The organism is Pseudomonas sp. DWP3-1-2 (assembly GCF_049896285.1).
Taxonomy (GTDB): domain Bacteria; phylum Pseudomonadota; class Gammaproteobacteria; order Pseudomonadales; family Pseudomonadaceae; genus Aquipseudomonas.
Map to the genome: position 1 here is coordinate 182,171 of NZ_JAFCTZ010000009.1, position 26,408 is coordinate 208,578.

Genomic DNA, 26,408 nt, shown 5'->3' on the forward strand with positions numbered 1-26,408 from the left:
GGCGGGTTCAGCGAGATTATGGTGGCGACTCGGGGGGCGGGTAAACCCGAAAGACGGGCCTGAATCACAAATGTGCAGGCATCGCTCAACGTACCGCTTCAAACTCATGCCCACACGCCAGGCAATGGCTTAGCCATTCACCCAGAAACAGGTTGAGCTGGGCTTTTTCGTCGGGTTGGTGCATGTCGGCGTTGGGGTAGGGATAGATGCCACGAAAGCGTCGGGCGTGTTCGGCGCCGATGACTTCGGCCATGCGGGCGTCGTGGTAGACCTGTACTTCGAGTTTCGGCACCGGCAACCACGGCAGGCTGTGTTCCTGACGCACCTGCAAGGTCGTGGTGTACGGGCAATCGAGCAGCACTTCAACCGCCAGTACGCCCAGCATCTGGTCGCCCTGGGTCACGGCCACGCGCCGTGAGCGTTGCTCGTTGCGCATGTCCGGTAGCAAACGCATCAAGCGCGCGTAGTTGGCCTCGCAGGCGGCTTGCAGCCCGGCAAGGTCAACTCGGTAGCGCTCGCGCATCAGATTCACGACCATAACCCCCTGACTTCGGCACGGTTCAGCGCCAGCCATTGCAATGCAATGATCGTCGGTGCATTGAGAATTTTCCCGTCGCGCACGGCTTGCAGTGCATCGTCAAACGCCCAGACCGTGACACGAATATCTTCGCCCTCTTCTTCCAGCCCGTGCAACCCTCCCGCGGCCTCACTTTCGCAACGCCCCATATAAAGGTGCACGAACTCGTTGCTGCCACCGGGGGAAGGAAAGTATTTAGTGATGGGCCACAGTGCGCTGAATACCAGCCCGGCTTCCTCTTGCGCCTCGCGGTGGGCAACTTCTTCCGGCTGCTCATCCTTGTCGATCAGGCCGGCCACCAGTTCGATCAGCCAGGGATTCGGGGTTTTCTCGACGGCGCCCACCCGGAACTGCTCGATCAAGACCACTTCGTCGCGCTTGGGGTCATAAGGCAAGACGCAAACGGCATCGTGACGCACGAAAAGCTCGCGACTGATTTCCTTACCCATGCCGCCAGCGAACAGCTCATGGCGAAGGTGCAGTTTGTCCAGGCGATAAAAACCCTGGAAGCACTTTTCGCGCTGTGTGATTTCATAAGCTGTCGGGGTTGATCGGGTCGATTCAGTCATACATTTCTCGCTTCGGGACATCTTGGCTTCGCGTCATCCTAGAGTCTGTTGCCGCCTGAGCACAAGCCACGTTGATGCGGTCTTGAATATGCAGGGTAGACGGGCGATAGCGAAACAAACTCTAATCCGCCAGGCGGCGAACCGACGCGCCTGTTTGCAGTCCAACCAGCCTGCATACGAACAACGTAATTGCCTTAATTGCCACTGAAAAGGATCAACATGTCGTTACTGAGGATCGCTTCTCTGGCCTGCCTGGCCCTGATGCTGGGCGCTTGCCAGAGTCTGTTCCAACCGAACTACCGTGCTCCGCTGCAAGTCCAGCGCGATGCTTCGGAACTGATCAAGCCCGGCTGCACCACGGCTGATTGCCCACTGGTCAACATCGATACCGTGCATTTCGCGGACGAGCCCAAACTCGATGCCATCGTGCAGAAAACGCTGCTGCAACTGACGCGCACCGATTCCGGCGGCCCCGTGGCACCCACGCTCAAAGCGTATCAGGAGCAATTCCTGCGCGACGCCCAAGGCCGCAGCGCCAGCTATTTGCAGGCCAAGGTACGCGAGCAGCATGACGGTATCGTGGTGATCGAACTGTCGAGCTATCTCGACGGTGGCGGCGCCCACGGCGAACCGGGCCGTGCGTTCATCAACTATTCGCGGCCCCAGCAGCGGGTGTTGACCCTGGCCGACATGGTTATTCCCGGCAAGGAAAACGAGTTCTGGCAGAAAGCCGAACTGGCTCATCAAGGCTGGTTGTTGTCGACCAAGATGAACCAGGACGCCGAGTTCATGCAGACCTGGCCGTTCAAGAAAACGCCGAATATTGCCCTGACCTACGGCGCAGTGATCCTCAAGTATCCGGTGACGACCATCGCGCCCTACTCCATGGGCCACATCGAGCTGAAGATTCCTTATCCGCAGCTCAATGGGATTCTCAAGCCGGAACTGTTTCCCGGTCGCGGTTGAGGGTTTTCCCCAACAGCAATTGCAATACGCCAGCGACGATGAGCGCTGGCAGTGTTGCACCCACATCCGGATACAGATTAGCCAGCAAGTGATACGTGCTGACCCCGCCCAGCCAGGCCAGTAACGTCAGCCAGCGAAAGCCCGACGTCGATACCTGGCTGCTGCGCCCTCGCAGAATGAAGTGATCCACCAGCACCACGCCAAACAGCGGCGCGAACACCGAGCCAATCAGTAATAGAAAGTTCTGGTACTGCGCCAGCGGGGCGAAACAGGCGATCAGCGTGCAGACCACGCCAATGGCCAAGGCCAGATGTTCGACTTTCAAGCGCAGCAGCATCCCGCTGGAGACCGCCGCCGAGTGAATGTCCGCAAAGGCGTTTTCCGACTCGTCGAGCAAAATCAGTAACAGCGGAATCCCCAGGCCAGCCCCGGCCAATGCCAACAACAGCGCGTTGACCTCGCCACTGGGCGCAAACGCCAGGGTGTAGGCCACGCCCAGGCTCATCAGCCAGAAGTTACCGATAAAGAAACCCAGCGCCGTGCCGCCAAACACGCTTTTCGCGCGTTTGCCGAAGCGCGAATAGTCGGCAATCAGTGGCAGCCACGACAGCGGCATGGCGATAGCAATGTCGAATCCCAGCGCGAACGGCAGCGAGCCATCCCCCGCCCGGGACCAGAGCGCCGACAGATCAGCCTTGGCAAACAGGTTCCAGGTCAGCCAGACGCAGGACGCCAGCAGCAACCAGATCCCCCATTTGCGCAACACCTGACGCACGAACGTCAACGGGCCGCTCACGGCGAGCAGGGTCGCCAGCGCGCCGAAGAATAACGTCCACAACAACGGACTGTTCCAGAAACTGTCCTCACCGAAGGCCCGTGTGCCCAGCAGACTGGCGGCGTCACGCATGACGATAATCTCGAACGAGCCCCAACCCACCAGTTGCAGCAGGTTGAGCACTGCCGGCAACGACGCGCCCTTGCTGCCCAGGCTGAGCTTGAGGGCCGCCATGGACGACAGGCCGGTGTCGCTGCCGATCACCCCCACCGCCGCCAGCAACAGGACGCCGACCAGCGTGCCCAGAAAAATCGCCAGCATCGAGCCGGACATGCCCAGCCCCGGCGCCAGCAAGGCCCCGGTTTGCAGGACCATCAGGCCGATGCCAAGGGAGAACCACAGGGAAAACAAGTCACGCCCGCCGAAGACACGTTTGCCTTGGGGGACGGGGGTATCGGGTGAATAGGTGCCGGGGGTGTTCATGGTGTGGTCTCGCAATGCTCCGTTGGAGCGAGGCTTGCCCGCGAAGGCCACGACACGGTCTATCCGACAAACCGTGTTGCTTCATTCGCGGGCAAGTCGGAAGCGCCGTGCGCTCGCTCCAACAGGTTGGTTATTGTTTTTAAACCTTCTTGTACAACTGGCTGCCTTCCTGCTTGAAGCGCTCGGCCTGTTCGCGCAGACCTTCCTGCACGTCCAGATCGACAGCGTCGATTTTCTGGTTGGCCGCGTATTCACGAACTTCCTGGGTGATTTTCATCGAGCAGAATTTCGGGCCGCACATGGAGCAGAAATGCGCGACTTTGGCCGAGTCCTTGGGCAGGGTTTCGTCGTGGTAAGAGCGCGCGGTGTCCGGGTCCAGGCCGAGGTTGAACTGGTCTTCCCAGCGGAACTCGAACCGCGCCTTGCTCAGCGCGTTATCGCGGATCTGTGCGCCGGGGTGGCCTTTGGCAAGGTCGGCTGCGTGAGCGGCGATCTTGTAAGTGATGATGCCGGTCTTCACGTCATCCTTGTTCGGCAGGCCCAGGTGTTCCTTGGGCGTGACGTAACACAGCATGGCGCAACCGAACCAACCGATCATGGCAGCGCCGATGCCCGACGTGATGTGGTCGTAACCCGGTGCAATGTCGGTGGTCAGCGGACCGAGGGTGTAAAACGGTGCCTCGTCACAGCATTCCAGTTGCTTGTCCATGTTCTCCTTGATCAGCTGCATCGGCACGTGGCCCGGGCCTTCGATCATGGTCTGCACGTCGTGCTTCCAGGCGATCTTGGTCAGCTCGCCCAGGGTTTCCAGCTCACCGAATTGCGCGGCATCGTTGGCGTCGGCAATGGAACCGGGACGCAAGCCGTCGCCCAGGGAGAAGCTGACGTCGTAGGCCTTCATGATTTCGCAGATGTCTTCGAAATGGGTGTACAGGAAGTTTTCCTGATGATGCGCCAGGCACCACTTGGCCATGATCGAACCGCCGCGACTGACGATGCCGGTCACGCGCTTGGCCGTCAGCGGCACATAGCGCAGCAGCACGCCCGCGTGAATGGTGAAGTAATCCACGCCTTGCTCGGCCTGTTCGATCAGCGTGTCGCGGAACAGCTCCCACGTCAGGTCTTCTGCAGCGCCACCGACTTTTTCCAGGGCCTGATAGATCGGCACAGTCCCGATCGGCACCGGCGAATTGCGAATGATCCATTCGCGGGTTTCGTGAATATGCTTGCCGGTGGACAAGTCCATGACCGTGTCCGAACCCCAGCGAATCCCCCAGGTCAGCTTGGCGACTTCTTCTTCGATGGAAGACCCCAGCGCGCTGTTGCCAATGTTGCCGTTGATCTTCACCAGAAAGTTACGGCCGATGATCATCGGCTCAAGTTCGGTGTGGTTGATGTTGGCCGGGATGATCGCCCGGCCGCGGGCGATTTCTTCGCGGACGAATTCGGCGGTGATTTCCTTGGGAATACTCGCGCCAAAACTGTGGCCGGGATGTTGCTGAGCCAGCAGACCAGCGCTGCGGGCCTCCTGCAGCTTCATGTTTTCGCGGATGGCGACGTATTCCATCTCGGCAGTAATGATGCCCTGACGGGCATAGTGCATCTGGCTGACATTGGCACCCGCCTTGGCCCGACGCGGATTGCGCACATGGGCAAAGCGCAGGCGGGTCAGTTCGGCATCGCCGAGGCGCTGCTGGCCGAAATTCGAACTCAGGCCCGGCAAGCGCTCGGTGTCATTGCGCGAGTCGATCCATGGCGAGCGAATGTCGGCCAGGCCCTTGCGCACGTCGATGATCACGTTGGGGTCGGTGTACGGGCCGGACGTGTCGTAGACCGTCACCGGGGCATTGATTTCGCCACCGAAGTCCGTCGGTGTTACATCCAGATGGACTTCACGCATGGGCACGCGAATGTCCGGGCGTGAGCCCTGAACGTAGATTTTTTGCGAGCGGGTAAACGGCTGCACCGATCCGGAATCGACCTGGGCGGATTCACTCAGATTGGCGGCGTTTTTTGTAGTTGTACTCATCACAGGCTCTCCAGACATCATCCAGCGGCGGATTGATTGTCGGAGCGAACCTGAAAACGAAGAAGACGCACCTGACGCGGTGCTGAATGTCGAGCGAAGGTAGTGCGGCTCATTAATGAACCAACGACCCCGGACGACACTCAAGAGGACTCGCCGGGAGACGAGAAATCTTGTTCCCTACGCAGGCGCTAACCTGATCAGGTTCAACGGGATCCGGATTAACCGATCTCAGCCTCTTAGCAAGGCACCCCGACAAGAACATTGCCAGTCTAGTCGGGACGCGCCCGGATTACCAAGCCCGTTTTCAGGCGCTCGATAAATGGCCGATATACCGGATTGTTGCAAACCGGGCCAACCTCTACACTCGCAAGCTGGTTTTGACTCGCGAACCAGCACCATCACTCCAACAGGGAATGCACCATGCTGCGCAAATTTTCATTGGCCATCGCCGTGTCGTGTACGTGTAACGCCATGGCCTGGGCAGCGGACTTGCCTCTCGCGACCAAAACCGGATTGGTCAACGTTTATCAGCAAGCGGTCGACAACAACGCCGACCTGGCGGCCTCCCGCGCTGACTACGAGGCCCGCAAGGAAGTCGTGCCTCAGGCGCGTGCCGGGTTGCTGCCCAACTTGTCGGCCGGTGCCGATGTGAACAACACCCGTACCAGCATCAACCAGCCCAATATCACCGCAACCCGCAGCGGCACGGTGTATCAGGCAACGCTCAGTCAGCCGATCTTCCGCGCCGACCGCTGGTACCAGTTGCAGGCCGCTGAAGCCGTCAACGAACAAGCCGCGCTGGAACTCTCGGCCACCGAACAGAACCTGATTCTGCAAAGTGCCCAGGACTATTTCACGGTGCTGCGCGCCCAGGACAACCTGGCCTCGACCAAGGCCGAAGAAGCCGCGCTCAAGCGACAGCTGGATCAAGCCAACGAGCGCTTTGACGTCGGGCTCTCGGACAAAACCGACGTGCTGCAGGCCCAGGCCAGCTATGACACGGCGCGGGCCAATCGCATCATCGCTGCGCGTCAGGTGGACGATGCGTTTCAGACCCTGGTAACGCTGACCAATCGGGAATACAACGCCATCGAAGGCATCGTCCACACCTTGCCCGTGCTGGCACCGACACCCAATGATGCCAAGGCCTGGGTCGATACCGCCGCGCGGCAGAACCTGAATCTGCTGGCGAGCAACTACGCGGTGAGCGCGGCCGAAGAAACCCTGCGCCAGCGCAAGGCCGGGCATGCGCCAACCCTCGATGCGGTGGCTACCTACCAGCGGGGTGACAACGATTCGCTGGGCTTCACTAACCCCAACTACACCGGGCAGAACTACAGGGGCGATGTGGAGCAACGCAGCATTGGCGTACAGCTGAATATTCCGATCTACAGCGGCGGCCTGACCAGCTCACAGGTTCGCGAGGCCTATTCGCGTCTCACTCAAAGCGAGCAAAACCGCGAAAGCCTGCGGCGTCAGGTGGTGGAAAACACTCGTAATCTGCACCGTGCGGTGAACACCGATGTCGAGCAGGTACAGGCACGCAAGCAGTCGATCATTTCCAACCAGAGTGCGCTGGAAGCCACGGAAATCGGCTATCAGGTGGGCACCCGCAATATCGTCGACGTGCTGGATGCGCAGCGCCAGTTGTATGCGTCGGTGCGGGACTACAACAACACCCGATACGACTACATCCTGGACAACCTGCGCTTGAAGCAGGCCGCTGGAACCTTGAGCCCTGCGGACTTGCAAGACCTGTCGCGTTACTTGAAACCGGACTACAACCCGGACAAAGACTTCCTGCCGCCAGACCTGGCTGAAGCAGCGCGCAAGAATTTTGAAAGGCCCGCGCAGCGATAATCGCTGCCTGTCCCTATTGGAGCGAGCGGGCAAGCCTCGCTCCAACGGAATCGTTATTTAACCAACCGTTCAATCCCGTCCAACAACCGCTGCAAGGCCCCTTGATTGGCCTTCATCACCTGCAACCCGGCATTGGCCATGGTGCTCGCTTGTTGCGGCTGGTCTATCAGGTGCTGCACGGCGGCTGAAAGGCTCGGGGCGTCAGTGATTTCCGACAGCGCCCCGGCAGCCCGCAGCAGCGCGGCGATTTCCAGAAAGTTGAACAGGTGCGGCCCGCTCAGCACCGGTTTGGCCAGTGCGGCAGGCTCCAGCAGGTTATGGCCGCCATTGGGCACTAGGCTGCCGCCGACAAATGCGATGTCGGCCAGCGCGTAGAGAAACAACAATTCGCCCATGGTATCGCCGAGCAACACCGCCGTTTGCGGGCTGACCGCCTGTTTCGACGAGCGCCGTACCGTCACGAAACCTTGCTGCACACACAACTCATGCACGCTGGCAAACCGCTCGGGATGACGCGGCACGAGGATCAGCAGCGCGTCAGGATGGCCAATCAACAGCTGCCGATGAGCCGACAACACACTTTCGTCTTCCCCGGCATGGGTGCTGGCGGCGATCCAGATGGGGCGCCGGGTAGCCTGCCATTGTTCGCGCAGGCTGGCCGCGTCCCGGAGCAACTGCGGGTCAATACTCAAATCAAACTTGATCGAGCCGGTCACCGCCACGCATTCGGGGCGTGCGCCCAAATCCCGAAAGCGCTGGGCCTCGGCTTCGGTCTGCACCGCGATCCAGCTCATTTGCGCCAGCATGGGTCGGGTCAGTCCGGCGAATTTCCCGTAGCCCCGCGCTGAACGCTCCGACAATCGAGCGTTGGCCAACACCACCGGAATGCCGCGCCTGGCGCACTGATTGATGTGATTGGGCCACAGCTCTGTTTCCATGATAACGCCCAGCACCGGCCGGACATGGTCAAGAAAGCGGCTGGCCGCCCAAGGCAAATCATAGGGCAGGTAACAATGCTGAATACGCGGCTCGCTGGCGAACATCGCCTTGATCCGCTCCGAGCCCGTGGGGGTCATGCAGGTGATGGTGATCGGCAGTTGAGGATAACGCGCCAGCAACGCCCGAATCATTGGCGCGGCCGCGATGCTTTCGCCCACGGAGACCGCATGCACCCAGATCCCCCCCGGCTGCATGGGCGGCAGACTCAGGGCGAAACGCTCGCCGATCCGTTGTCGATACGCAGGCGCCTTGCGCGCACGCAGCCACAGTCGCAAGGCCACCAACGGCAGGCCGAGATGAAACAGCAGGGTGTATAGAGTTCTATTCATGGGCGCGGAGTTTATCAGCCAATGGCCTGCAAATGACGGGCAAAACTTTCGGCCAGACACTGCGCGGCCGGGCCAAGGGGCTCGTCGCGCCGCCAGACCATCTCCACCACCAAAGGGGGCGGCGTCCATTCGCTGTCCAGCTCGACCATCTGATTCTGATACGCCGGATACTGCACCACATGGCGCGGCAGCCAGGCCCACCCCAAGCCACGCATGAGTAATTCCGCCATGACGTAGAAACTGTCAGCCCGCCAGACTTGGGCGCTGAGCTGTTCGCCGCCGGGATAACCGCTTTGCTGGGGCGCGATGAGCAATTGGCGGTGGCGGCCAAGCTGCTGACGACTCACTCTTGGCTGATTGGCCAGCGGATGACCCACGGCACAGACAGTGACCATTTCCACGTTGCCCAGCCCTCGCCGTTCCAGGGCCTCGGGCATTTTTTCGTGATGAAACAGCAAGCCCAGATCAGCGCTGCGCTCCAGCAGCCTGCGGGCTACTTCGCCCTGAGCCGTACACGCCAGTTGGACTTCGACCAAGGGAAAGCGATCAGCCAGCTCTTCGAGGCCGTCCAGCACCGGCTGATAGGGCATGGCTTCATCATGGGCCAGTCTTAGCCGGGCTTCTTGCCCACGGGCCAAGGCCAGCGCCCGACCGTCGAGGCGTTCGCATTGGCGCAGTAACTCGCGAGCCTCCTCGAGCAGCGCGGTGCCCGCTTCGGTCAAGCGCGGCTGCCGTCCGCTGCTGCGCTCGAACAGGCTGACGCCCAGGTCGGACTCAAGCATGGCCACCGCACTGCTCACCGCCGACTGAGCACGACGCATGTCCCGGGCAACCGCCGAAAACGAACGCTGCTCGGCCACGCTGACAAACAGGCGTATGTGCTCGATATTCCATCGCATGGCGCTCTACCTATCTCCATTACAGATAGGTAATGACTTTACCCCACTTCAGCGCCCCTTAAAATGCACAGCCTGGAAGAGGAGTTATCCCATGTCTGCTTATTACCTGCTGGCCATTGCCATCTGCGCTGAAGTCATCGGCACTGTTTCCATGAAGGCCGTTAAAGGGCTGAGCACGCCGCTGCCGTTGCTGCTGGTCATTTGCGGATACGCCATTGCCTTCTGGATGCTGATCCTGGTGGTTCGCACCATTCCTGTCGGTGTCGCCTATGCCGTGTGGGCGGGCATGGGGATTGTCATGGTCAGCGTCGCGGCGCTGTTCATTTACGGGCAGAAGCTCGACCTGCCCGCGATCCTGGGCATGGCGATGATCGTCGCGGGCGTGGTGGTCATCCAGCTGTTCTCAAAAACCGCCGGGCATTGAAAACGCGATCCTCTATAATGGCCGCATTCTTCCGGCCACTGAGGTGCTCATGCCTTCTGCTATTTCCACTGACGTTCTGATCGTCGGTGCCGGCGTTGCTGGCCTCTGGCTCAATGCCCGTCTGCGTCGCCAGGGATTCTCCACCGTTCTGGTCGAACGTTCGACACTGGGAGGCGGGCAAAGCCTGAAGTCCCAGGGCATTATTCATGGCGGCGCAAAATACGCGCTGCATGGCGCGCTGTCCGGGGCTTCCGAAGCCATTGCCGACATGCCGCGCCGCTGGCGTGAAGCGCTGTCGGGCAAGGGCGAGGTAGACCTGACCGGCGTGCGCCTGCTGTCCGAGGCGCATTACTTGTGGTCGCCTGGCACACTCGCCGGCAATCTCACCAGCTTCTTCGCCAGCAAGGCCGTGCGCGGCCGTGTGGATCAAGTCAAAGGCGAAGACCTCCCCCCAGCGCTGCAAGACCCGAAATTCAAAGGCAAGGTGTACCGGCTGGCCGAACTGGTGGTCGATGTGCCGAGCCTGATTACACGCCTCTCAGAACTGGCCGGTGACAGTCTGCTGGCCGGGCAGGACATCGAACCCCTGCACGATGGCGAGAAACTGATCGGCCTGCGCATTGACGGTCGCGATGTGATCGCGCAACGGGTGGTGCTCAGCGCGGGCGCGGGTAACGCCGACCTGCTCAAGGTACTCGGCGTGTCCCAGCCGACCATGCAACGCCGTGCGCTGCACATGGTGCTGGTCAAGGGCGCGACGCTCAAACCCTTGTACGCCCATTGCCTGGGCGGCGGGCCCAAGCCGCGCCTGACCGTTACGACTCACCCGGCAGCCGATGGTCAATGGGTATGGTACGTCGGCGGTGACGTGGCCGAGGCTGACGGTGTCGCCCGGGAGCCTGCCGCACAAATCGCCGCTGTGAAAAAAGAACTGGGCACTTTGCTGCCTTGGATTGATCTCAGTCAGGCGCAGTGGGCAACGCTGCGCGTAGACCGTGCGGAACCGGCTCAGTCTGGTCTGACGCGTCCTGACAACGCGTACCTCAACGTGCAGGATCGCCTGATGATCGGCTGGCCTACCAAACTGGCACTGGCCCCTGATTTCGCCGACCGGGTACTGGCCGCACTGTCTCATGATGAAGTCCATCCAACGCCGCAGCCGCCACTGGTGGGTCTGCCGCGACCGCCGATGGCGGTTCCAGTCTGGGATCAATTGCTGCCATGACCGTCAAAACGCTGCACGATCTGCACCGCCCGCTGGGCAGCACCGGCCTGATGGTCTCGCCGCTGGGCCTGGGCACGGTCAAGCTGGGCCGGGATCAAGGGGTCAAGTACCCCAACGGTTTCACGATCCCCGACGATCAACAGGCGCAGATGTTGCTGAACATGGCCAAGGACATGGGCATCAACCTCATCGACACTGCCCCCGCCTACGGCACCAGCGAGGAGCGCCTCGGCCCTCTGCTGCGCGGTCAGCGTCAGGACTGGGTGATCGTCAGCAAGGTGGGTGAAGAGTTTGACGCCGGGCAATCAAGCCACGACTTCAGCGCTGAACATACCCGCAGATCCGTGGAGCGCAGCCTGAAACGCCTGGAAACCGATTTTATCGACCTGGTGTTAGTGCATTCCGACGGCAACGATCTGGCGATTCTCAACGACAGCGAAGTGTATCCGACCCTGGCGCAGCTCAAACGCGAGGGCAAGATTCGTGGCTTCGGCTTTTCCGGAAAAACCGTGGAAGGAGGCCTGCTGGCGCTGCGCGAAGGCGATTGCGCAATGGTCACCTACAACCTCAACGAGCAGGGCGAAAAGCCAGTACTGGACTACGCCACTGCGCACTCCAAGGGCATCCTGATCAAGAAGGCGCTTGCCAGTGGCCATGTGTGCCTGAGTCCGGGCGTTGATCCGGTACAGGCCAGTTTTCAGCTGCTCTTTGAGCATCCGGCCGTTGCCAGTGCTATTGTCGGCACCATTAATCCGCTCCATCTGGCCCATAACGTCGCCACTGCCGCTGCCGTGATTCGCCGCCTGGCCTGATGCAGGCGGTCGACCCCAACGCAAGAAGGAGCCGAAATGCCGCGAACCCTGATCCGGAAGAACCCCAATAATTTCAAGACCCTGCCGTTGTTTGTCGAAGCCACTCCCGAAGGCCTGAGTTACCAGAGCATCGGGATGCCTCTGAATTTTTCCCAGACCCTGCAACGCCGCCGCAAGATCGAAGTGGAGGACAGTTCTCGCTTCGCCACGGAGCTGGCCAATCTCGGGGTTTCGGTACGGCTGACCCTGAACTGGCAGAACCGCGATTACTGGGTGCTGGTGCGTCAGCGTCGACGGGACCGTGGCGACATCGTCCTCAAACTGATTTCCGGCTATGTTCCGGCTCACGAGCTGAATCTGCCGCTGCACACCGCGATTCAGGAAGTCGCCGAAGAATGCCTCATCGAAACGCCCCAAGGCTGGCTGAGCGGACGCTTTAACGACACCTGGTTGCCAGCGCCCTACTCGGCAGCGCTGCACTACCGGGAAGCGATGCCCTTTCGCCTGTCACCCTTGTCCGGAGCTGCCCTGCCGGTGCGTTGCGGCAGCATGACGCTGATCGAACGGCCTCGCGCTTATGTGCACCTGCCCACGGCGTCTTTGCAGTTGATCTACGACATGCGCCTGGAAGTGCCCAAGGAAGCTCGACCGCTGAGCCTGTTCCATGTGGATGAATGCCTGGAAAACGATCAACTGGTGGCACGCCTGAATCGCAGCAAGCCCGACCTTTACCTGATGCCGCTGGAAAACGGCGTGCCGTTGCCCGAGCTTTACACGCTTAAACGCGACAAGCTGACGCCAGCCGGGACACGCGGGCTTTATCTGGCGGAGAGCTTTGCCGCTCAGGACGGTTGGGTTGTGCGGGACGAGCGAATTCGCTGGAAAGACTGGCTGCGCCAGCAGGGAATGACCCCACCACCGAAAAAAACCGGCCTCAAGCGCCTGACCGGCAAGGCCCGGCAATTGCTGGGGTTGGTGAAGGGTTTGAAAGGCTGAGCAAGCGTCTCGTTGGAGCGACCGGGGTGGCGATCCAACGAGTTCCGCGATAAATCCGAACCCGGTTACTGCCGCCGAATCTTCTCCACAATCATCGTCGTTGAGCTGTTTTCAACCAGCCCCAACACTTTCACGGTGCCGCCGTACGCCTGAACGATGTCGGCGCCGACCACCTGATCGATCCCGTAATCACCGCCTTTGACCAGCACGTCCGGTTTTACGTGGCTCAGCAGGTTTTCCGGGGTGCCTTCAGGGAAACTGATTACCCAGTCCACAGCGCCCAAACCGGCAAGTACTGCCATGCGCCGGTCAACGCTGTTGATCGGTCGGCCCGGCCCTTTCAGGCGACTGACAGAGGCATCGTCGTTGACCGCGACGATCAAGCGATCACCCTGGGCCCGTGCCTGCTCCAGATACGTCACGTGGCCGGCATGCAGGATGTCGAAGCAGCCATTGGTGAATACGATTTTTTCCTTGTGGGCACGCGCATCGTCAATGGCCAGCAGCAACTGGTCCAGGCTCAGCACACCGCGCTCGGAACCTTCTTCGCGCTGAATGGCCCGACGCAACTCCGGGGCGCTGATGGCCGCCGTGCCCAGCTTGCCCACCACGATACCCGCAGCCAGATTAGCCAAGGCAACCGCGTGGGGGAGTTCTTCGCCAGCAGCGATAGCCGCCGCAAGCGTGGAAATAACGGTATCACCGGCACCCGTTACGTCGAACACTTCACGGGCGCGTGCGGGCAGATGCAGCGCAGGATGATCAGGACGCAGCAGGGTCATGCCGTGCTCGCCACGCGTCACCAGCAACGCGCCAAGTTCCAGCTCGCTCATCAACTGGGCGCCTTTGGCGACCAGCTCGGCCTCGTCCACACAATGGCCGACGATGGCTTCAAATTCGCTGAGGTTAGGCGTGATGACGCTGGCCCCGCGGTAGATGGCAAAATCCTTGCCCTTTGGGTCCGCGAGCACCGGAATACCGCGAGCACGGGCCGACTGAATCAACACCTGATGGTTTTTCAGCGCACCCTTGCCGTAATCGGACAGCACCAGCACTTTGATGCCTTCCAGCAGGCCGTCTACCTCGGCGCTCAGCGCCTGGGCGTCGGTCGAGAAGGGTTCTTCAAAGTCAATGCGCAGCAATTGCTGATGACGGCTCATGACCCGCAGCTTGACGATGGTCGGCTGATGAGCAATGCGCTGGAAACGCGCCACTACACCAGCAGCCTTGAGGCTATTGGCCAGGCTTTCGGCAGCCTCGTCTTCGCCGGTAACGCCTACCAGCGAAGCCGGAGCACCCAGCGCGGCAATGTTCAAGGCAACGTTGGCGGCACCGCCTGGGCGATCCTCGATCTGCTCGACCCTGACGACCGGTACCGGCGCCTCCGGCGAAATCCGTGAGGTACCGCCATGCCAATAGCGGTCGAGCATGACATCGCCCACTACCAAGACTGGTGCCTGATCGAAACGCGGCATGGACAACTTCATCGAACAACCCGTGACTAAATGGACAGGGGCGGAATCTTAGCACAGGGTTTTTTGGCAGGCGTAAGTCTGAGCAGCGGGAGTCAACGTGTTGACGAGGCATTCGCTCCGCTTTATCGGGAATATCGCCTCCCGAATAAAGCGGATCGCCATCATGAAAGAGCCTGCCGCCTGCAGATTTTTAACCGATACCTAGATCGCCCCGACCGGAGCGGGCTCATCCAGGCCCATGGCGTGCAGGCGCGCGTAGTAGCCGTTCTGCGCCAACAGCTCGGCGTGAGTGCCCCGCTCGACGATTCGACCGGCGTCCATCACCAGGATCAGGTCAGCCCGTTCGATGGTGGTCAACCGGTGAGCGATCACAAGCGTGGTGCGACCTTTCATCACATGGTCCAGCGCGGCCTGAATGTGACGCTCGGATTCGGTATCCAGCGCCGACGTGGCTTCATCGAGGATCAAGAGAGGAGCGTTCTTCAAGAGTGCCCGAGCAATTGCCAGACGCTGGCGCTGACCGCCGGAAAGTAACACGCCGTTTTCGCCGACCTGCGTATCAAAGCCCTGGGGCAGTTGATCGATGAACTCCTTGGCGTAGGCGTCTGCCGCCGCCGCTTCAATGTCGGCACGTGGCGCGCCGGCCAGGTCGCCATAGGCGATATTGTTGGCGACGCTGTCGTTAAACAGCGTGACACTCTGAGTCACCTGCGCAATGTGGCGGCGCAGATTTCGCAGGGTGTAGTCGCTGATCTCGACGCCATCGAGCAGGATCTGCCCGGTGCTGTGCTGATAGAAACGCGGAATCAGGTTGGCCAGCGTCGACTTGCCGCTGCCCGAGCGCCCTACCAGCGCAATCATCTGCCCTGGAGCGGCGGCAAAACTGATGTCATCCAGAACCTGACGCTCGGTGCCGGGATACGTGAAGCTCAGATTTTTGACTTCCAGATGGCCGGTCACGCGCTCGCGCTCGACCGAACCGGTGTCAAACTCTGGTTCTACATCCAACTGTTCGAATATGCTTTCCGCACCAGCTACACCTTTTTGAATGGTTGAGCTGACTTCCGACAACTGCCGGATCGGCTTGGGCAAAAGGCCAGCGGCCGTGATGTAGGCCACCAGATCACCCGCCGTCGCGTCCCCACGCAGAAACAGCACCAGGAACATCAACACGGCCATGGCGGTGTAGATCACCAGTTGCAGCATCGGCGTGTAAACAGCGCCGGTCTTGGTCATGCGCAGTTGTTTGTCGGTGTTGCTCTGACTGGCGTTGGCAAAGCGGTCCTGCTCGTATTTTTCGCCACCGAAGCTGCGAACCACGCGATAACCCTGAATGGTCTCGGAAGCCACGTGAGTCACGTCACCCATGGCAACCTGGATTTTCTTGCTCTGTTTGCGGAATTTCTTGCTCGCGCTACCGACCATCGTGGCGATCAGTGGCAGGATTGCCAGCATCACCAGAGTCAGTTGCCAGTTCATCCACAGCAGGTAAATGAACAGGAAAACGATGGTCAGACCTTCGCGGATCACAACCTTGATCGCATCGGTCGCGGCGCCCGTCACCATGGTCACGTTGAAGGTGATACGGGAAATCAGATGCCCCGAGTTATGGGTGTCGAAATAGCGGTTGGGCAACACCAGCAGCTTGTTGAACAACTCGACCCGAAGGTCGTGCACCAGCCCCAGGGAAACCTTGGCCAGGAAATAGTTGCCCAGATACGAACCCAGCCCTTGCCAGGCGGCAATCAGCACAATCAGCAGCGGCACCGCTTGCAACAGTTGCAGGTCACGCAGGTAAGGAACATTGGGAAACAGCACCGCTTCCGGGTTGCTGAGGCCATCGACGAAATACTTCAGGATGCCCGCCAGCATAGGCTGGGTGGAGGCAAAAATGACGAAGCCGATGATGCTGAGCAGGAAGATCCCGATATAGGGCCTGACGTAATTCAACAGTCGGAAATAGATTTTCAGGCTGGAGCTTTGTCCGGCATCGGACGCTTTGTCACTCATCGTAAAGCTCGCTGAAGTGGAGGAACGCGCGATTTTATCACAGGCTTCGCGCTGGGCCCTGGCCCAAACCATGACCGTGGCAAGACCAATCGGCAGCCAACTGATAAACCACTCGGCCCGCGGCGTGCCGGTGAGGCTGGCCGCATCGAACTGCATGGCAAGCGTTGAGAATAGCCACATGCCCAACAGGCCGCGCCCCATGGGTGTATCGCGGCCGCGCCACGCTTCACGCAGCACCGCCAGCCAGGCCACGGCCCATAGCAACATGCCGGGGATTCCCAGCTGGATGGCCGTATGGGTAAACAGATTGTGCGAGTGATCAAAGCGTAGACCGTCGGCGACCACAACGTCGTACGGCGTCCCCAGGCCAAGGCCAATCCATGGGTGTATGGCGATCATCTTGATTGCCGCGACGAATATTTCGGGCCGGTACGATGAACCCCGCGCCAGCATCAGCGGTTCGAGCAGCCAGAATCCGACACCGGCCAATAATACAGCTGCAGCGGCGACCAGATAGGCAGGACGATTTCGACACCATATCGGCATTGCTACAACGGTGAAGAACAACGCCAGTACCGCGCCGCGACTCTGAGACATCACGACAAACGCGCCCGTCAGCCCCAGCGCCAGCAGCCAGAGCAACTGCAATGGGCGTCTTTTCGGCGGCCACATCAGCATCCAGACAGCGGCGAGCCCAACCACATAAGCGCCCAGAATGGGGTGAGAGAGCTCACCAATCCCCTCCAGACGTGCATGCCACAGGTTATGCCGGATGCCAAAGAATTCGATCATCGATACCAGCGCAGCCAGCGCCATGCCGATTCCCGCCCATTGCATCAGGCGGATCACCCGATCCGGCCGGGCATTGGCCAGCATCGGGAAGAAGAGCACGAACAGCCCGATGTACAGCATGCGCTTGAATTCTCGCCCGGGCTCTTCGGCGTGGGACCAGTAAAGACTGATGGTCGACCAAAGTCCCAGCAGCAACAGGGAAACGCACAAAAGACGCTGCTGGCGCCAGAACTCACCTAACCGGGCGCGCGCTGACCAGGCCAGGGCCAGGCCGGGCAGCCAGACCAACGCCACCAGGCCTTGTTGGTAAATCTTGTTGGAGGGAGCGAAAGCAATGGCCAGCAAAAACCACAGCAGCCCGGCGGATAACCAGACTTGTGCCCAACGGCGTGCGTACATCCTGACTCCTAATTTTCAGACCAGCCCAGCCCGGCATGGTGAAAGCGGCAACTTTTCGGCATCATTGCGCGTCAATCCGCTCGCATTCCCACAAGGCTTTCTACTGATGCAATGCTTTCGGCTCTCAAAGGCCGCTTTAAATCAAATGATCGTCGGCGCCAAAGTGCTGGAGGCCGACAGCTATGGCGCGAAAGTGTACATGTTGCAGGATGGCAAAATCCTTAAACTGTTCCGACGCAAGCGCTGGTTTTCGTCGGCCCTGTTGCGCCCTTACTCCAAACGCTTCATCGACAACGCGGTAAAGCTCGAGAAGCTTGGGGTACCTACCCTCAAGGTGACGCATTTCTACACGCTGGATAAACCCGGCATGACAGCGGTTCTGTATCGGCCACTGCCCGGTCAAACCCTGCGTCAACTGGCCAGCCAACCAGGCTTCAGTTGGCAAGAACGCCTCCCGGCGCTTATCGAGCTGGTGCGCAGTCTGCATCAATCGGGGATTTATTTCAGGTCGTTGCATCTGGGCAACATCGTCGTCACACCGGAGGAGAAGCTGGGGTTGATTGATGTCGCTGATATGCGCTTCCTGAGAGCTCCGCTTTCCGAGCGCCTGAAAAAACGTAACCTCCAGCACTTTTCCAGCTATATCAAGCGCGAGAACCTTGCGGACGAATTCCCTTTGCAAGCGCTGGAACGGGCCTTGCTCGCGGCCTGAAACACCTGGGCCGACCGTTCAGCTGATCGACAACAGGGTTCGGGAGTCCTCACAAAAACGCTCCCAGGCTGCCGCTGGCGCAAGCGCCTGAAACTGGGAGGCGGAAACACTGGCGCCTTCCTGCCCGATCAGTGTTTCGATAGCGCTGACCCAGGCGCTGACATCGGCGACCGGTACATAAAAGCCAGCATCACCCAGTTGCTCGCGGAACACGTCCAGATCGCTGACCAACACCGGCACACCGGCAATGACCGCTTCCTGCAAAACCAGCCCCAGGCCTTCTTCCCGGGACGGAATCGCCACCCAGTCGAAACCGCGATACAGCTTGGCCAGCCCAGGTTTGTGACCCGGCAAAAACGCCCGGCCCGTCAGGCCCAATTGCTTGATCTTGCGTTCCAGCATCCCTCGATCCGGGCCTTCGCCAATAATCACCAGATTGAGATCCGGATAGCGCATCGCCGATTGAGCGAAAGCGTCCAGCAGATAATCGAACCCCTTGTCCGAGACCAGCCGACCCACCGCGCCAAGCACGCGAATACCGTCAGAGGGCAGACCCAGCACTTGACGCGCCTGAGTGCGGGTCAGCAACCGGGTGCCAAACGCCTCGGGCTCCAGCGCGCTGCGCAATGCCTGTACAGGCATTTGCAGATCGTCCTGCAATGTCAACGCGAGGGTCTGCGAGACTGCCGCAAGGGTCAGGCGCTCGGCCGGAAACTGACGAAACAGCGAACGGTGCTGCTCGCGCAAGCGCGTGGCGCCATGGAAGACCACGACGGCGCGCACGCCCGGTATGTTTTTCAGGATAGGCAACATCACCCGGGCGACGCCAAGGCCGTCCAGCAACATCACTTTTGCGCCACATTCCAGCAGAGCATTACGTAACCGCGCCTGCATCCAGGGCTTGAGCAGGCGCCAGACATGACGCTCTTTGAGTAATCGTGAAGATAGACGCCATTCGCGGGCGTCTTTTACAGGCTCGGAGCAGTCATTGATATCTCCCTGAAGAAACCAGGTCTTGATCTCGATGCTCGGATCGATCTGCGAAACGATCTGCTGATGAACCTTGTGGACCGAGGAAAACGGCGAGCCGCTGGCCCACATCACATTAATGATGCTCATCGGACAATAAGCCCCGACGAAGCAAAGCCAGGGTCTGCACGGACGCAATCAATCTTTGGTAAAACCAATGCACACTCCAAACGGCAGCGTAAGCCCAGTATTCACTTGTCCCGGTGAGCAATGCGCCAGAAAGCAAGGCGAACGAAGGGGGTATCCAGTGAAACCTGAAAACAGTAGGTATAACCACAGCGCCGACTTCACGCTGCACTTGAATTTCAATAACGCCATGGCGTCACTTTTATTGGCGCATACCGGCCGTGAAACGACGCCTGAGGATGGAAATCAGACGCCAAAAGTCGCACGCAAACGCTCAAGCCACGTCAAAGGTGCAGGTGCTCGAAGCGCAGGCTCAAGCTCTTTGACAATACGTTGGCCAATGGTTGCAAAACTGAATTGCGACATTGCCAGATTACGGCCGTTGGCAGCAATACGAGCCGCCAATTGCGGGTCACCGCGCAACACGGCGAGTTTCGCCTGTAACTGCGGGATGTTGCTGTAAAGCACTACGGTGTCCATATCCCGCAGGCCCAGCGCGGCATTTTCTCCCTCTCCCTGATCATAGGCCAGTAAAACGCACCCGCAGGCCATGGCCTCGAAATTCTTGATCATGTACTCGCCCATACCGACATCGGCACTGACGAAAAATTTAATCCGGTTGAGGGTATCGCAGTATTCCTCGCCGGACTTGGTACGCGTCACCACCAGATTTTCCACCTGGCCCAACTCGTCGAGCAGAGCCTTGCGACCGCTGTAGGCCACGCTGTTGGTGCTGCCGACAAAGGCCAGTTCGATATCCCGCTCGCGCCCCTGATCCTGTAGCAGGCTCTGGTCATAGCCTTTGGGGACGAATACCGCATCGAAACCTTCGGCCCGCAAACGCTCGCTCACTATAAACCCGGAGCTGATAATTCGTACCCACGGCAGTTTCCGATAATGGGCGCTGAATTTTCCGGTGTACTTGCAGGAAATGTAGTTCTGGTAGGCATCGTGTTCGAGGATCACCAGATTGGGCACCGTGCGAATGAAGCTCACCTGACGGATTTCCTGTTTGAAACGCAGGAAAAAGACGATCCGGTCGTATTGGGTGACGTCGACTTCGCGGCGAAAATAGCCCCGCAGATTTCGCTGTTCGGCGGATGTCAGCCAGCGCAGATCACATTCGCAGTGCGCGGCGATGCCTTCATACAGGCGATCCAGAATGGCTCGTTGTTCTTTCTGGACCAGAAGTAGAACTTTCATTATTTTCCTTGCAGTTCCGCAGCCTGCTGTATCAGCTGTTCTTGCGCCAGAACAGCTCATGCCGGCGGACAGCCTTTCTGTAAAATTCGTTTTCACCTTCGGCCGGCCAGTGACGGCCCGCCAGCAAACGCTGCAAACAACGCCGCAACTTGCGCTTGAGCGGCATGGGGGGTTGCAGGTCGTGCATCATACCCAGCGCCATGGCTTTATCGCGCTGTTGCGAGACAGACAATTGCAGGCTATAGGGCGTCAGCTCCAGCGTGCTGTCGAAGACAGGCGGCAAGCTGACGCCACTGTAGGCGTTACCCATGGGCCAGCGATCATTGTCATGCAGGTGATTGGCGTAGCCCAGCATCACCTGCGGCTGCCACTCCAGCCCTTGCAGCGCTTCGAGCACCGCAGCCTGGGCGCAAATATGGTCAGGGTGAGGGTCGATAGCCGGATGCGGCATCACCAGCACTTGGGGGCGAGCCAGCAACAGCAGCGCCCGCAGATCAGCCAGCAGGTTGTTCCAGGTTGGCGCGCCGTCGGCATCACCGGGTAATTGCACCGAGTTGAATCGGCGAAACAGACGGGTGTCGCTCAGGTCAGCCTCGCGTGAAGCGATGGGTTGATCCGGCGCCGCCTGCATGGCGGGCAGTTGCAGACAAAAATAACCGAGCTGCACGCACTGCGCCTCGGGAACGCCGCCCCAGCGTGGAACGGCGATGCTGTCCCAGGCCCGCAATCGGCCCTTGATGCGGGCAGCCTCGGTCTTGTCCATCCCCATCTGTTGATAGTGCTCGGCTTCGATTTCGCCGGCAGTCAGGGTTACGATCCACGCATCCTGCGCCTGACTGTACAGCCCGAACGCCGCCAGTTCCGCATCGTCTGCATGAGGCGCGATGACCATGACTTTTTGCTGGCGGGCATCAGGCTGGCGAAAAACCCAAAGACGCGGCGAACCCTTGAGGCGGCAAAACCGTCCCCTGAGCCGCAAGGTGCCGTCAGCCAGCGAAGCGCCCAGCCCGCTGAGGTTCAGATAACGTACGCCGTCTACACCACGTTCGAACGCCTGGCAGTCCGCGACGTCAGCCCCCGTCAGTTCAACAGCCGGATCCAGAAATCGTCCGAGCCAGGTGCTGCTGAGTGTGATCGCCAGAATCAGGGTCTCGTCGCCCGCCAGGACCAGGGGCGCATCAACACGCAGACTATCCCCTGCCAGGCTGACGCCAGACACCTCGGCGTCTTTCGCAAAATTGTAGAGGTAGTCGTCTTTAGGCGAATAAAACAGATGGTCGGCAAACCATGCTTCGTGAGCCATCCAACCGAGCAGCGCCAGCAGCAATGGCAACCACCACGCTACCAGTACACCAACGGTCATCAGCAAGAGCACGCCGATCAGCAGCGCCACACGCTTGTTACGGCGATGGCGCTTGAGCAACTGTTGTTTACGACTCAAATCTGGAATACCGGCACGGAGTTACACCATCGATCCTTGTACTCGCGATCGGCGCGACCGAACGAGAAGCGCAGCGGCTTGCCCAGCGTGCGAGCCTCTTCCCAGGCACTTTGGGTATTGAGAAAACTCAATACGCTGCCAGGGCTGAAGTCGCGCGTTTCGGGGTCCACGCCACCATTGACGTATTCGACGCTGATCCACTCGGGCGCTTCAACGCGATACACCAGTTGAATAGCGATAGCCGCATCATTGAGGAAGATCACCGAGCCCGTCAGGAACTCCCGCAGCAGTTCAATCACTTCGCCCATTCTCTCGGCTCCGGTGGCGGGAAACCCCCAACGCCGCTGGAAAAGGTCGCAATACATGCGCGCCATGTCGACACTGCTGAATTCGCTGACCGGACGAACGATGCCGCCAGCCTCTTCCAGCAGGCGCAGTTCACGGCGCTGGTTGTAGCGGAATTTTTTCGACAGCTCTTCAGGCGTACGCGCCATTGCCAGGGATTCCGCCTGGGGTTTGAAGGTGGTCACGCGGCCCTCATTTAGGGCCGACAGATAACGCCCGCGATGGCGCACCGGCACCTGTGCATCGGCGGCCACGGGCAGGATCAGCTCGGCGTTACCCAGATCGAACAGGCCCTTTTTCCCCCGGCTTTTCAGCACGTCTTTGGACAGCGCCAGCGAACGCCCCCAGGTCGGGATTGCGGCCTTGATATCGCCGTCTTGCTCCCAGGCCAGATAACGCACGGGGATTTCAGCCAACCCGGCAAGGCGCTCAACCACCAAAGGGTGCGTCGCTACGCTACCGCCGAAACGCTGCCAGGCCTGCTGATAAGCCTGGGCATCGATCAGACTCCAGCCACGCTCACGCCAGCCTTGAAATCGGTTGAGCATCAAGACTCCGCCGTCACACTGGCGACCTGCGGCAGACGCCAGAACACGTCACGCACCGCTTGATCGGAGAAACGCTCGCGCAGGCGCAGCAGCATCAGATCGGCACAGGCCTGACGCTGTTCGGCATCCAGTGCCGACAAGTGAAGCAACCCCTGAGCCAATCGTTCGACATCCCCCATCGGGAATAGCACACCCACACCTTCGACCACTTCCTTCGCCCCGCCGCAAGACGTTGCCAACACCGGCACGCCAGCGACCATGGCCTCCAGCAGGACCATGCCGAACGGTTCGTGGTCCGAGCTGAGGGCAAACACGTCGAAAGCCTTGTAATAACGGCGCGCATCCGGAACCTGCCCGAGAAACAGCACCTGGGAGCCAATACCCAACTCCAGCGCCAGCTCCTTGAGGTCCTGCTCAAGGCGGCCCTTGCCAAGAATCACCAACTGGCTCCCCGGCGGCAACTCAGGCAACGCCTGGGCGAACCCGCGCAGCAACGTGGCCTGATCCTTGTCCGGGTGCAGCCGCCCGACATTGCCGACAATCCAGGCCGATGGCGACAGACCCAGCTCTTCACGGGCCTGTGCAGCGGAAAACTGGCTGGCCTGGAGCTGCTCGATATCGATCCGGTTGTACAAGGTCTGGATACGCCCGGTGGGCCATTTCGGCAAACTTTTGCGCATGTCGTCGCGCACCGCATCGGACACACCGAGCAGGCTCAGACGCCAGCGGAAAATATGCGCGAACAGCTTACGGCTACGGCGCTGGTAGTCGCCGAAGGCATGGTGCACGCCGATGACAGGCAGGCGCGTCGCCAGCAGGGCGATGTAGACGGGTTTGAAGCGATGAGCGATGCAGAAACTGAAGTCCCGGGACGCGACGATCTTGCGCAGATCGCGAATCGCGTTGATTTTCAGGCCCCGGATAGCCTTGGAGCTGTACTCCAGAAACAACACCTCATCCGAAGCACACCCCTCGGCTACCTCGGCATCGGCAGTGCCGGTCAGGAATACCGTGGTGACACGGTAACCCTTGCCGGCGAACAGGCTGGCGTATTGCCGGGCGCAGTCCAGAAACGGGCCATCATAGCCGTGGCAGAACTGCAGCACATGACGCTCAGCCGAGCGTGTCATAGGTTTCCACGCCGTCTTTGACCACCAGAATGTCTTCCATGATCAGGTATTCCAGGTCCGAGCCGAAGAACATGTTCAAGGCATCGGTAGGCGAGCAGATCATCGGTTCGCCGCGACGGTTCAGTGACGTGTTCAACGACACCCCGTTGCCGGTCAGGTTTTCCAGGGCCTTCATCATGTCGTAGTAACGCGGGTTGTATTCGCGCTTGAGCACCTGGGCGCGAGAAGTGCCGTCCTCGTGGACGACTTCCGGCACGCGGGTTTTCCATTCTTCGGCCACTTCAAAGGTGAAGGTCATGAACGGGGCCGGGTGATCGATCTTGATCATCTGTGGCGCAACGGTGTCGAGCATCGACGGGCAGAAAGGCCTCCAGCGCTCGCGGAACTTGATCTGATGGTTGATGCGATCCGCAACACCCGCAACGCTTGGGCAGCCGATAATCGAACGACCGCCCAACGCACGCGGGCCGAACTCCATGCGGCCCTGGAACCAGGCCACCGGATTGCCCTCGACCATGATTCTGGCGATGCGCTCGGGGGTGTTTTCGATCTGGCGCCACACCGGTTTGCTCGGATGACGGGCGCAAGCGGCGATCACGTCTTCGTTGCTGTAGGACGGGCCGAGGTAGACGTGTTCCATCTTCTCCACCGGCACGCCGCGTGCGTGGGACACATAAGCCGCCGCGCCCACCGCCGTGCCCGCGTCGCCGGAAGCCGGCTGCACGAACAGCTCCTTGACCTCAGGGCGTGCAATGATCTTCTGGTTCAACTTGACGTTCAGCGCACAGCCACCCGCAAATGCAATCTTGCCGGTTTCCTTGAGGATGTCGCCCAGGTAGTGATCCATCATCTGCAACGCCAGCTTCTCGAACAGCGCTTGCATGCTGGCGGCGTAATGGATGTAGGGCTCATCAGCCACGTCGCCCACACGCTTGGGACCCAGCCACTCGATCAGCTTGGGCGAGAAATAGAAGCCTTTGCCGTTCTCTTTATAGCGACGCAGGCCGATCACGTTGGCCAGTTCGGTATTGATCACCAACTCGCCGTTCTCGAAGGTCGCAAGACGCGAGAAATCGTATTTGCTGGCGTCGCCGTAGGGCGCCATGCCCATGACCTTGAACTCGCCATCGAGCATCTCGAAACCAAGGAATTCGGTGATCGCGCCATAAAGGCCGCCCAGGGAGTCCGGGTCGAAAAACTCTTTGATCTTGTGGATCTTGCCGTTTTCGCCGTAGCCAAAGAACGTCGTGGCGTACTCACCCTTGCCATCGATGCCCATGATCGCGGTTTTCTCTTTGAAACCGGAACAGTGGTAAGCGCTGGAAGCGTGGGCCAGATGGTGCTCGACCGGCTCGATCTTGATTTTCTTCGGATCGAAACCCAGTTGCTCAAGGCACCAGACGATCTTGTTGCGGTAGCGCTTGTAACGGCGGTTGCCCATCAGCAGCGCGTCCAGCGCACGATCCGGGGCGTACCAGTAACGCTTGGCATAGTGCCAGCGCGCCTTGCCGAACAGACTGATGGGCGCGAAAGGAATCGCCACCACATCCACATCCGAAGGCTTGATGCCCGCCTGCTCCAGGCAGAACTTCGCCGACTCGTAGGGCATGCGATTCTTTGCATGCTTATCGCGAACGAAGCGCTCTTCTTCAGCCGCCGCGACGAGCTTGCCGTCGATGTACAAGGCCGCGGAAGGATCATGGCTAAGGGCGCCGGACAGGCCAAGGATCGTCAATGCCACTAGGGTCTAGCCTCTTTAGTCTGCATGCAGGCGGCAGGCGCCTGAGAAAAATGTGTGCTCTCGCCCGCAGGCGAGGAACAGCTAAAGCGCGGGATTATAGCGTAATGACAAGTGGATTTGCTGGGCATTGAGCAAATCCTCAACCATCGCCTGACCGTCAGCCACGGGACCGGACACGACATTTGTTGTAGGCCTTTTCCCAAACCCCTTTGGACGCATTGAGCCCATCCCGCTCATAAGCCACTCTGCCGCCCTTATTCAGGGATCCGGTTGTGCCTCGTCGCGCGCGCCCATCTGACCCTGGTTCTCAGAGAGAGCGCCCGCTCAAAGGCAAGGAGCCTGCAATGACTCATCCCTTCCAGACCCCACGGGGCCATATGGCCAACCTGATCGCCTGCTCCAAAAGCGCGGATGCGCCCGATGCCGGCGGGATGTGCCCGTTGATGAGCCAGACCCTGCAACTGCTGCCGGTGCGCTATGGCCGGGTGGAGGAGCTGGACCCATCCATCGAGCT

Annotated in this window: 21 protein-coding genes, 1 pseudogene and 1 riboswitch; of the genes and pseudogenes, 7 read left to right on the forward strand and 15 right to left on the reverse strand. The window is 60.0% G+C overall.

Features of this window, described 5'->3' with window-relative positions:
* Positions 1 to 85: 85 nt before the first annotated feature.
* Both ACP7B0_RS18775 and ACP7B0_RS18780 read right to left on the reverse strand, forming a co-directional pair.
* Positions 86 to 538, reverse strand: coding sequence for a DUF1249 domain-containing protein (locus ACP7B0_RS18775; protein ID WP_426143067.1), 453 nt, complete (start codon positions 536 to 538; stop codon positions 86 to 88).
* Positions 529 to 1,146 carry an NUDIX domain-containing protein gene (locus ACP7B0_RS18780; RefSeq protein WP_426143068.1) on the reverse strand — a complete coding sequence of 206 codons (618 nt, stop codon included), beginning with the start codon at positions 1,144 to 1,146 and terminating at the stop codon, positions 529 to 531. The genes ACP7B0_RS18775 and ACP7B0_RS18780 overlap by 10 nt, the downstream gene beginning before the upstream one ends.
* Before the next feature lie 219 nt (positions 1,147 to 1,365).
* Here ACP7B0_RS18780 and ACP7B0_RS18785 point away from each other — a divergent pair, with 219 nt between their 5' ends.
* The gene (locus ACP7B0_RS18785; protein WP_426143070.1) at positions 1,366 to 2,112 is read left to right on the forward strand and encodes an RsiV family protein; all 747 of its coding nucleotides are present in this window, start codon (positions 1,366 to 1,368) and stop codon (positions 2,110 to 2,112) included.
* Here the strand turns inward: ACP7B0_RS18785 and cytX are convergent.
* Together cytX and thiC are read right to left on the reverse strand one after the other, a co-directional pair.
* Positions 2,081 to 3,370, reverse strand: a complete 1,290-nt coding sequence (gene cytX / locus ACP7B0_RS18790) for a putative hydroxymethylpyrimidine transporter CytX (protein WP_426143071.1) — start codon at positions 3,368 to 3,370, stop codon at positions 2,081 to 2,083. The two genes, ACP7B0_RS18785 and cytX, sit on opposite strands and share 32 nt — an antisense overlap.
* Positions 3,371 to 3,509: 139 nt before the next feature.
* Positions 3,510 to 5,399, reverse strand: coding sequence for a phosphomethylpyrimidine synthase ThiC (gene thiC / locus ACP7B0_RS18795; protein WP_426143072.1), 1,890 nt, complete (start codon positions 5,397 to 5,399; stop codon positions 3,510 to 3,512).
* Between the two features lie 157 nt (positions 5,400 to 5,556).
* Positions 5,557 to 5,661, reverse strand: a riboswitch (TPP riboswitch).
* 158 nt (positions 5,662 to 5,819) lie between these two features.
* Here thiC and ACP7B0_RS18800 point away from each other — a divergent pair.
* Positions 5,820 to 7,259 (forward strand): TolC family outer membrane protein, encoded by a 1,440-nt coding sequence (locus ACP7B0_RS18800; RefSeq protein WP_426143074.1) that lies wholly within the window; start codon positions 5,820 to 5,822, stop codon positions 7,257 to 7,259.
* 53 nt (positions 7,260 to 7,312) lie between these two features.
* On the opposite strand, the gene waaA is transcribed toward ACP7B0_RS18800, so the two are convergent.
* Both waaA and ACP7B0_RS18810 read right to left on the reverse strand, forming a co-directional pair.
* On the reverse strand, positions 7,313 to 8,587 hold the full coding sequence (gene waaA / locus ACP7B0_RS18805; RefSeq protein WP_426143075.1) for a lipid IV(A) 3-deoxy-D-manno-octulosonic acid transferase: 1,275 nt from the start codon (positions 8,585 to 8,587) through the stop codon (positions 7,313 to 7,315).
* A gap of 14 nt (positions 8,588 to 8,601) precedes the next feature.
* Positions 8,602 to 9,486: a LysR family transcriptional regulator gene (locus ACP7B0_RS18810; RefSeq protein WP_426143077.1), complete on the reverse strand. Its 885-nt coding sequence runs from the start codon at positions 9,484 to 9,486 to the stop codon at positions 8,602 to 8,604.
* A 91-nt stretch (positions 9,487 to 9,577) separates the two neighbouring features.
* Here ACP7B0_RS18810 and ACP7B0_RS18815 point away from each other — a divergent pair, with 91 nt between their 5' ends.
* From ACP7B0_RS18815 to ACP7B0_RS18830, 4 genes are read left to right on the forward strand one after another with little or no spacing between them, the layout of a single operon-like run.
* A complete protein-coding gene (locus ACP7B0_RS18815; protein ID WP_426143078.1) occupies positions 9,578 to 9,910 on the forward strand; it encodes a DMT family transporter in 333 nt (110 codons plus the stop codon).
* Positions 9,911 to 9,959: 49 nt separating this feature from the next.
* Entirely contained in the window at positions 9,960 to 11,135 is a 1,176-nt protein-coding gene (locus ACP7B0_RS18820; protein ID WP_426143079.1) for an NAD(P)/FAD-dependent oxidoreductase, read from the forward strand.
* The gene (locus ACP7B0_RS18825) at positions 11,132 to 11,947 is read left to right on the forward strand and encodes an aldo/keto reductase (protein WP_426143081.1); all 816 of its coding nucleotides are present in this window, start codon (positions 11,132 to 11,134) and stop codon (positions 11,945 to 11,947) included. Before ACP7B0_RS18820 ends, ACP7B0_RS18825 begins: the two co-directional genes overlap by 4 nt.
* A gap of 36 nt (positions 11,948 to 11,983) precedes the next feature.
* Positions 11,984 to 12,943: a metal ABC transporter ATPase gene (locus ACP7B0_RS18830; protein ID WP_426143082.1), complete on the forward strand. Its 960-nt coding sequence runs from the start codon at positions 11,984 to 11,986 to the stop codon at positions 12,941 to 12,943.
* Between the two features lie 65 nt (positions 12,944 to 13,008).
* Here ACP7B0_RS18830 and hldE read toward each other — a convergent pair whose 3' ends face one another.
* The 3 genes and pseudogenes from hldE to ACP7B0_RS18845 form a co-directional block, all read right to left on the reverse strand.
* Positions 13,009 to 14,430, reverse strand: coding sequence for a bifunctional D-glycero-beta-D-manno-heptose-7-phosphate kinase/D-glycero-beta-D-manno-heptose 1-phosphate adenylyltransferase HldE (gene hldE, locus ACP7B0_RS18835; protein WP_426143083.1), 1,422 nt, complete (start codon positions 14,428 to 14,430; stop codon positions 13,009 to 13,011).
* A gap of 189 nt (positions 14,431 to 14,619) precedes the next feature.
* Positions 14,620 to 16,428: a lipid A export permease/ATP-binding protein MsbA gene (gene msbA / locus ACP7B0_RS18840; protein WP_426143104.1), complete on the reverse strand. Its 1,809-nt coding sequence runs from the start codon at positions 16,426 to 16,428 to the stop codon at positions 14,620 to 14,622.
* A gap of 264 nt (positions 16,429 to 16,692) precedes the next feature.
* Positions 16,693 to 17,619 (reverse strand): annotated as a pseudogene (locus ACP7B0_RS18845) (O-antigen ligase family protein); the annotation flags it as partial.
* Between the two features lie 106 nt (positions 17,620 to 17,725).
* Here ACP7B0_RS18845 and ACP7B0_RS18850 point away from each other — a divergent pair.
* Positions 17,726 to 18,331 (forward strand): toluene tolerance protein, encoded by a 606-nt coding sequence (locus ACP7B0_RS18850; protein ID WP_426143084.1) that lies wholly within the window; start codon positions 17,726 to 17,728, stop codon positions 18,329 to 18,331.
* 18 nt (positions 18,332 to 18,349) lie between these two features.
* On the opposite strand, the gene ACP7B0_RS18855 is transcribed toward ACP7B0_RS18850, so the two are convergent.
* The 6 genes from ACP7B0_RS18855 to ACP7B0_RS18880 all read right to left on the reverse strand — a co-directional run bounded on the left by ACP7B0_RS18855 (position 18,350) and on the right by ACP7B0_RS18880 (position 25,894).
* Positions 18,350 to 19,450, reverse strand: coding sequence for a glycosyltransferase (locus tag ACP7B0_RS18855; protein WP_426143085.1), 1,101 nt, complete (start codon positions 19,448 to 19,450; stop codon positions 18,350 to 18,352).
* A 282-nt stretch (positions 19,451 to 19,732) separates the two neighbouring features.
* On the reverse strand, positions 19,733 to 20,689 hold the full coding sequence (locus ACP7B0_RS18860) for a glycosyltransferase family protein (protein WP_426143086.1): 957 nt from the start codon (positions 20,687 to 20,689) through the stop codon (positions 19,733 to 19,735).
* 31 nt (positions 20,690 to 20,720) lie between these two features.
* A complete protein-coding gene (locus ACP7B0_RS18865) occupies positions 20,721 to 22,130 on the reverse strand; it encodes a PIG-L deacetylase family protein (RefSeq protein ID WP_426143087.1) in 1,410 nt (469 codons plus the stop codon).
* Positions 22,127 to 23,023 carry an antimicrobial resistance protein Mig-14 gene (locus ACP7B0_RS18870; protein ID WP_426143088.1) on the reverse strand — a complete coding sequence of 299 codons (897 nt, stop codon included), beginning with the start codon at positions 23,021 to 23,023 and terminating at the stop codon, positions 22,127 to 22,129. Before ACP7B0_RS18870 ends, ACP7B0_RS18865 begins: the two co-directional genes overlap by 4 nt.
* On the reverse strand, positions 23,023 to 24,153 hold the full coding sequence (locus ACP7B0_RS18875) for a glycosyltransferase (protein ID WP_426143089.1): 1,131 nt from the start codon (positions 24,151 to 24,153) through the stop codon (positions 23,023 to 23,025). The genes ACP7B0_RS18870 and ACP7B0_RS18875 overlap by 1 nt, the downstream gene beginning before the upstream one ends.
* Positions 24,137 to 25,894: a carbamoyltransferase family protein gene (locus ACP7B0_RS18880; protein ID WP_426143090.1), complete on the reverse strand. Its 1,758-nt coding sequence runs from the start codon at positions 25,892 to 25,894 to the stop codon at positions 24,137 to 24,139. Before ACP7B0_RS18880 ends, ACP7B0_RS18875 begins: the two co-directional genes overlap by 17 nt.
* Positions 25,895 to 26,408: the final 514 nt, after the last annotated feature.

Bases quoted from the DNA above. Each gene is read 5' to 3' on its own strand.
- ACP7B0_RS18775 (WP_426143067.1), bottom strand. From the start codon at position 538: ATGGTCGTGAATCTGATGCGCGAGCGCTACCGAGTTGACCTTGCCGGG.
- ACP7B0_RS18780 (WP_426143068.1), bottom strand. From the start codon at position 1,146: ATGACTGAATCGACCCGATCAACCCCGACAGCTTATGAAATCACACAG.
- ACP7B0_RS18785 (WP_426143070.1), top strand. From the start codon at position 1,366: ATGTCGTTACTGAGGATCGCTTCTCTGGCCTGCCTGGCCCTGATGCTG.
- cytX (WP_426143071.1), bottom strand. From the start codon at position 3,370: ATGAACACCCCCGGCACCTATTCACCCGATACCCCCGTCCCCCAAGGC.
- thiC (WP_426143072.1), bottom strand. From the start codon at position 5,399: ATGAGTACAACTACAAAAAACGCCGCCAATCTGAGTGAATCCGCCCAG.
- ACP7B0_RS18800 (WP_426143074.1), top strand. From the start codon at position 5,820: ATGCTGCGCAAATTTTCATTGGCCATCGCCGTGTCGTGTACGTGTAAC.
- waaA (WP_426143075.1), bottom strand. From the start codon at position 8,587: ATGAATAGAACTCTATACACCCTGCTGTTTCATCTCGGCCTGCCGTTG.
- ACP7B0_RS18810 (WP_426143077.1), bottom strand. From the start codon at position 9,486: ATGCGATGGAATATCGAGCACATACGCCTGTTTGTCAGCGTGGCCGAG.
- ACP7B0_RS18815 (WP_426143078.1), top strand. From the start codon at position 9,578: ATGTCTGCTTATTACCTGCTGGCCATTGCCATCTGCGCTGAAGTCATC.
- ACP7B0_RS18820 (WP_426143079.1), top strand. From the start codon at position 9,960: ATGCCTTCTGCTATTTCCACTGACGTTCTGATCGTCGGTGCCGGCGTT.
- ACP7B0_RS18825 (WP_426143081.1), top strand. From the start codon at position 11,132: ATGACCGTCAAAACGCTGCACGATCTGCACCGCCCGCTGGGCAGCACC.
- ACP7B0_RS18830 (WP_426143082.1), top strand. From the start codon at position 11,984: ATGCCGCGAACCCTGATCCGGAAGAACCCCAATAATTTCAAGACCCTG.
- hldE (WP_426143083.1), bottom strand. From the start codon at position 14,430: ATGAAGTTGTCCATGCCGCGTTTCGATCAGGCACCAGTCTTGGTAGTG.
- msbA (WP_426143104.1), bottom strand. From the start codon at position 16,428: ATGAGTGACAAAGCGTCCGATGCCGGACAAAGCTCCAGCCTGAAAATC.
- ACP7B0_RS18850 (WP_426143084.1), top strand. From the start codon at position 17,726: ATGCAATGCTTTCGGCTCTCAAAGGCCGCTTTAAATCAAATGATCGTC.
- ACP7B0_RS18855 (WP_426143085.1), bottom strand. From the start codon at position 19,450: ATGAGCATCATTAATGTGATGTGGGCCAGCGGCTCGCCGTTTTCCTCG.
- ACP7B0_RS18860 (WP_426143086.1), bottom strand. From the start codon at position 20,689: ATGAAAGTTCTACTTCTGGTCCAGAAAGAACAACGAGCCATTCTGGAT.
- ACP7B0_RS18870 (WP_426143088.1), bottom strand. From the start codon at position 23,023: ATGCTCAACCGATTTCAAGGCTGGCGTGAGCGTGGCTGGAGTCTGATC.
- ACP7B0_RS18875 (WP_426143089.1), bottom strand. From the start codon at position 24,153: ATGACACGCTCGGCTGAGCGTCATGTGCTGCAGTTCTGCCACGGCTAT.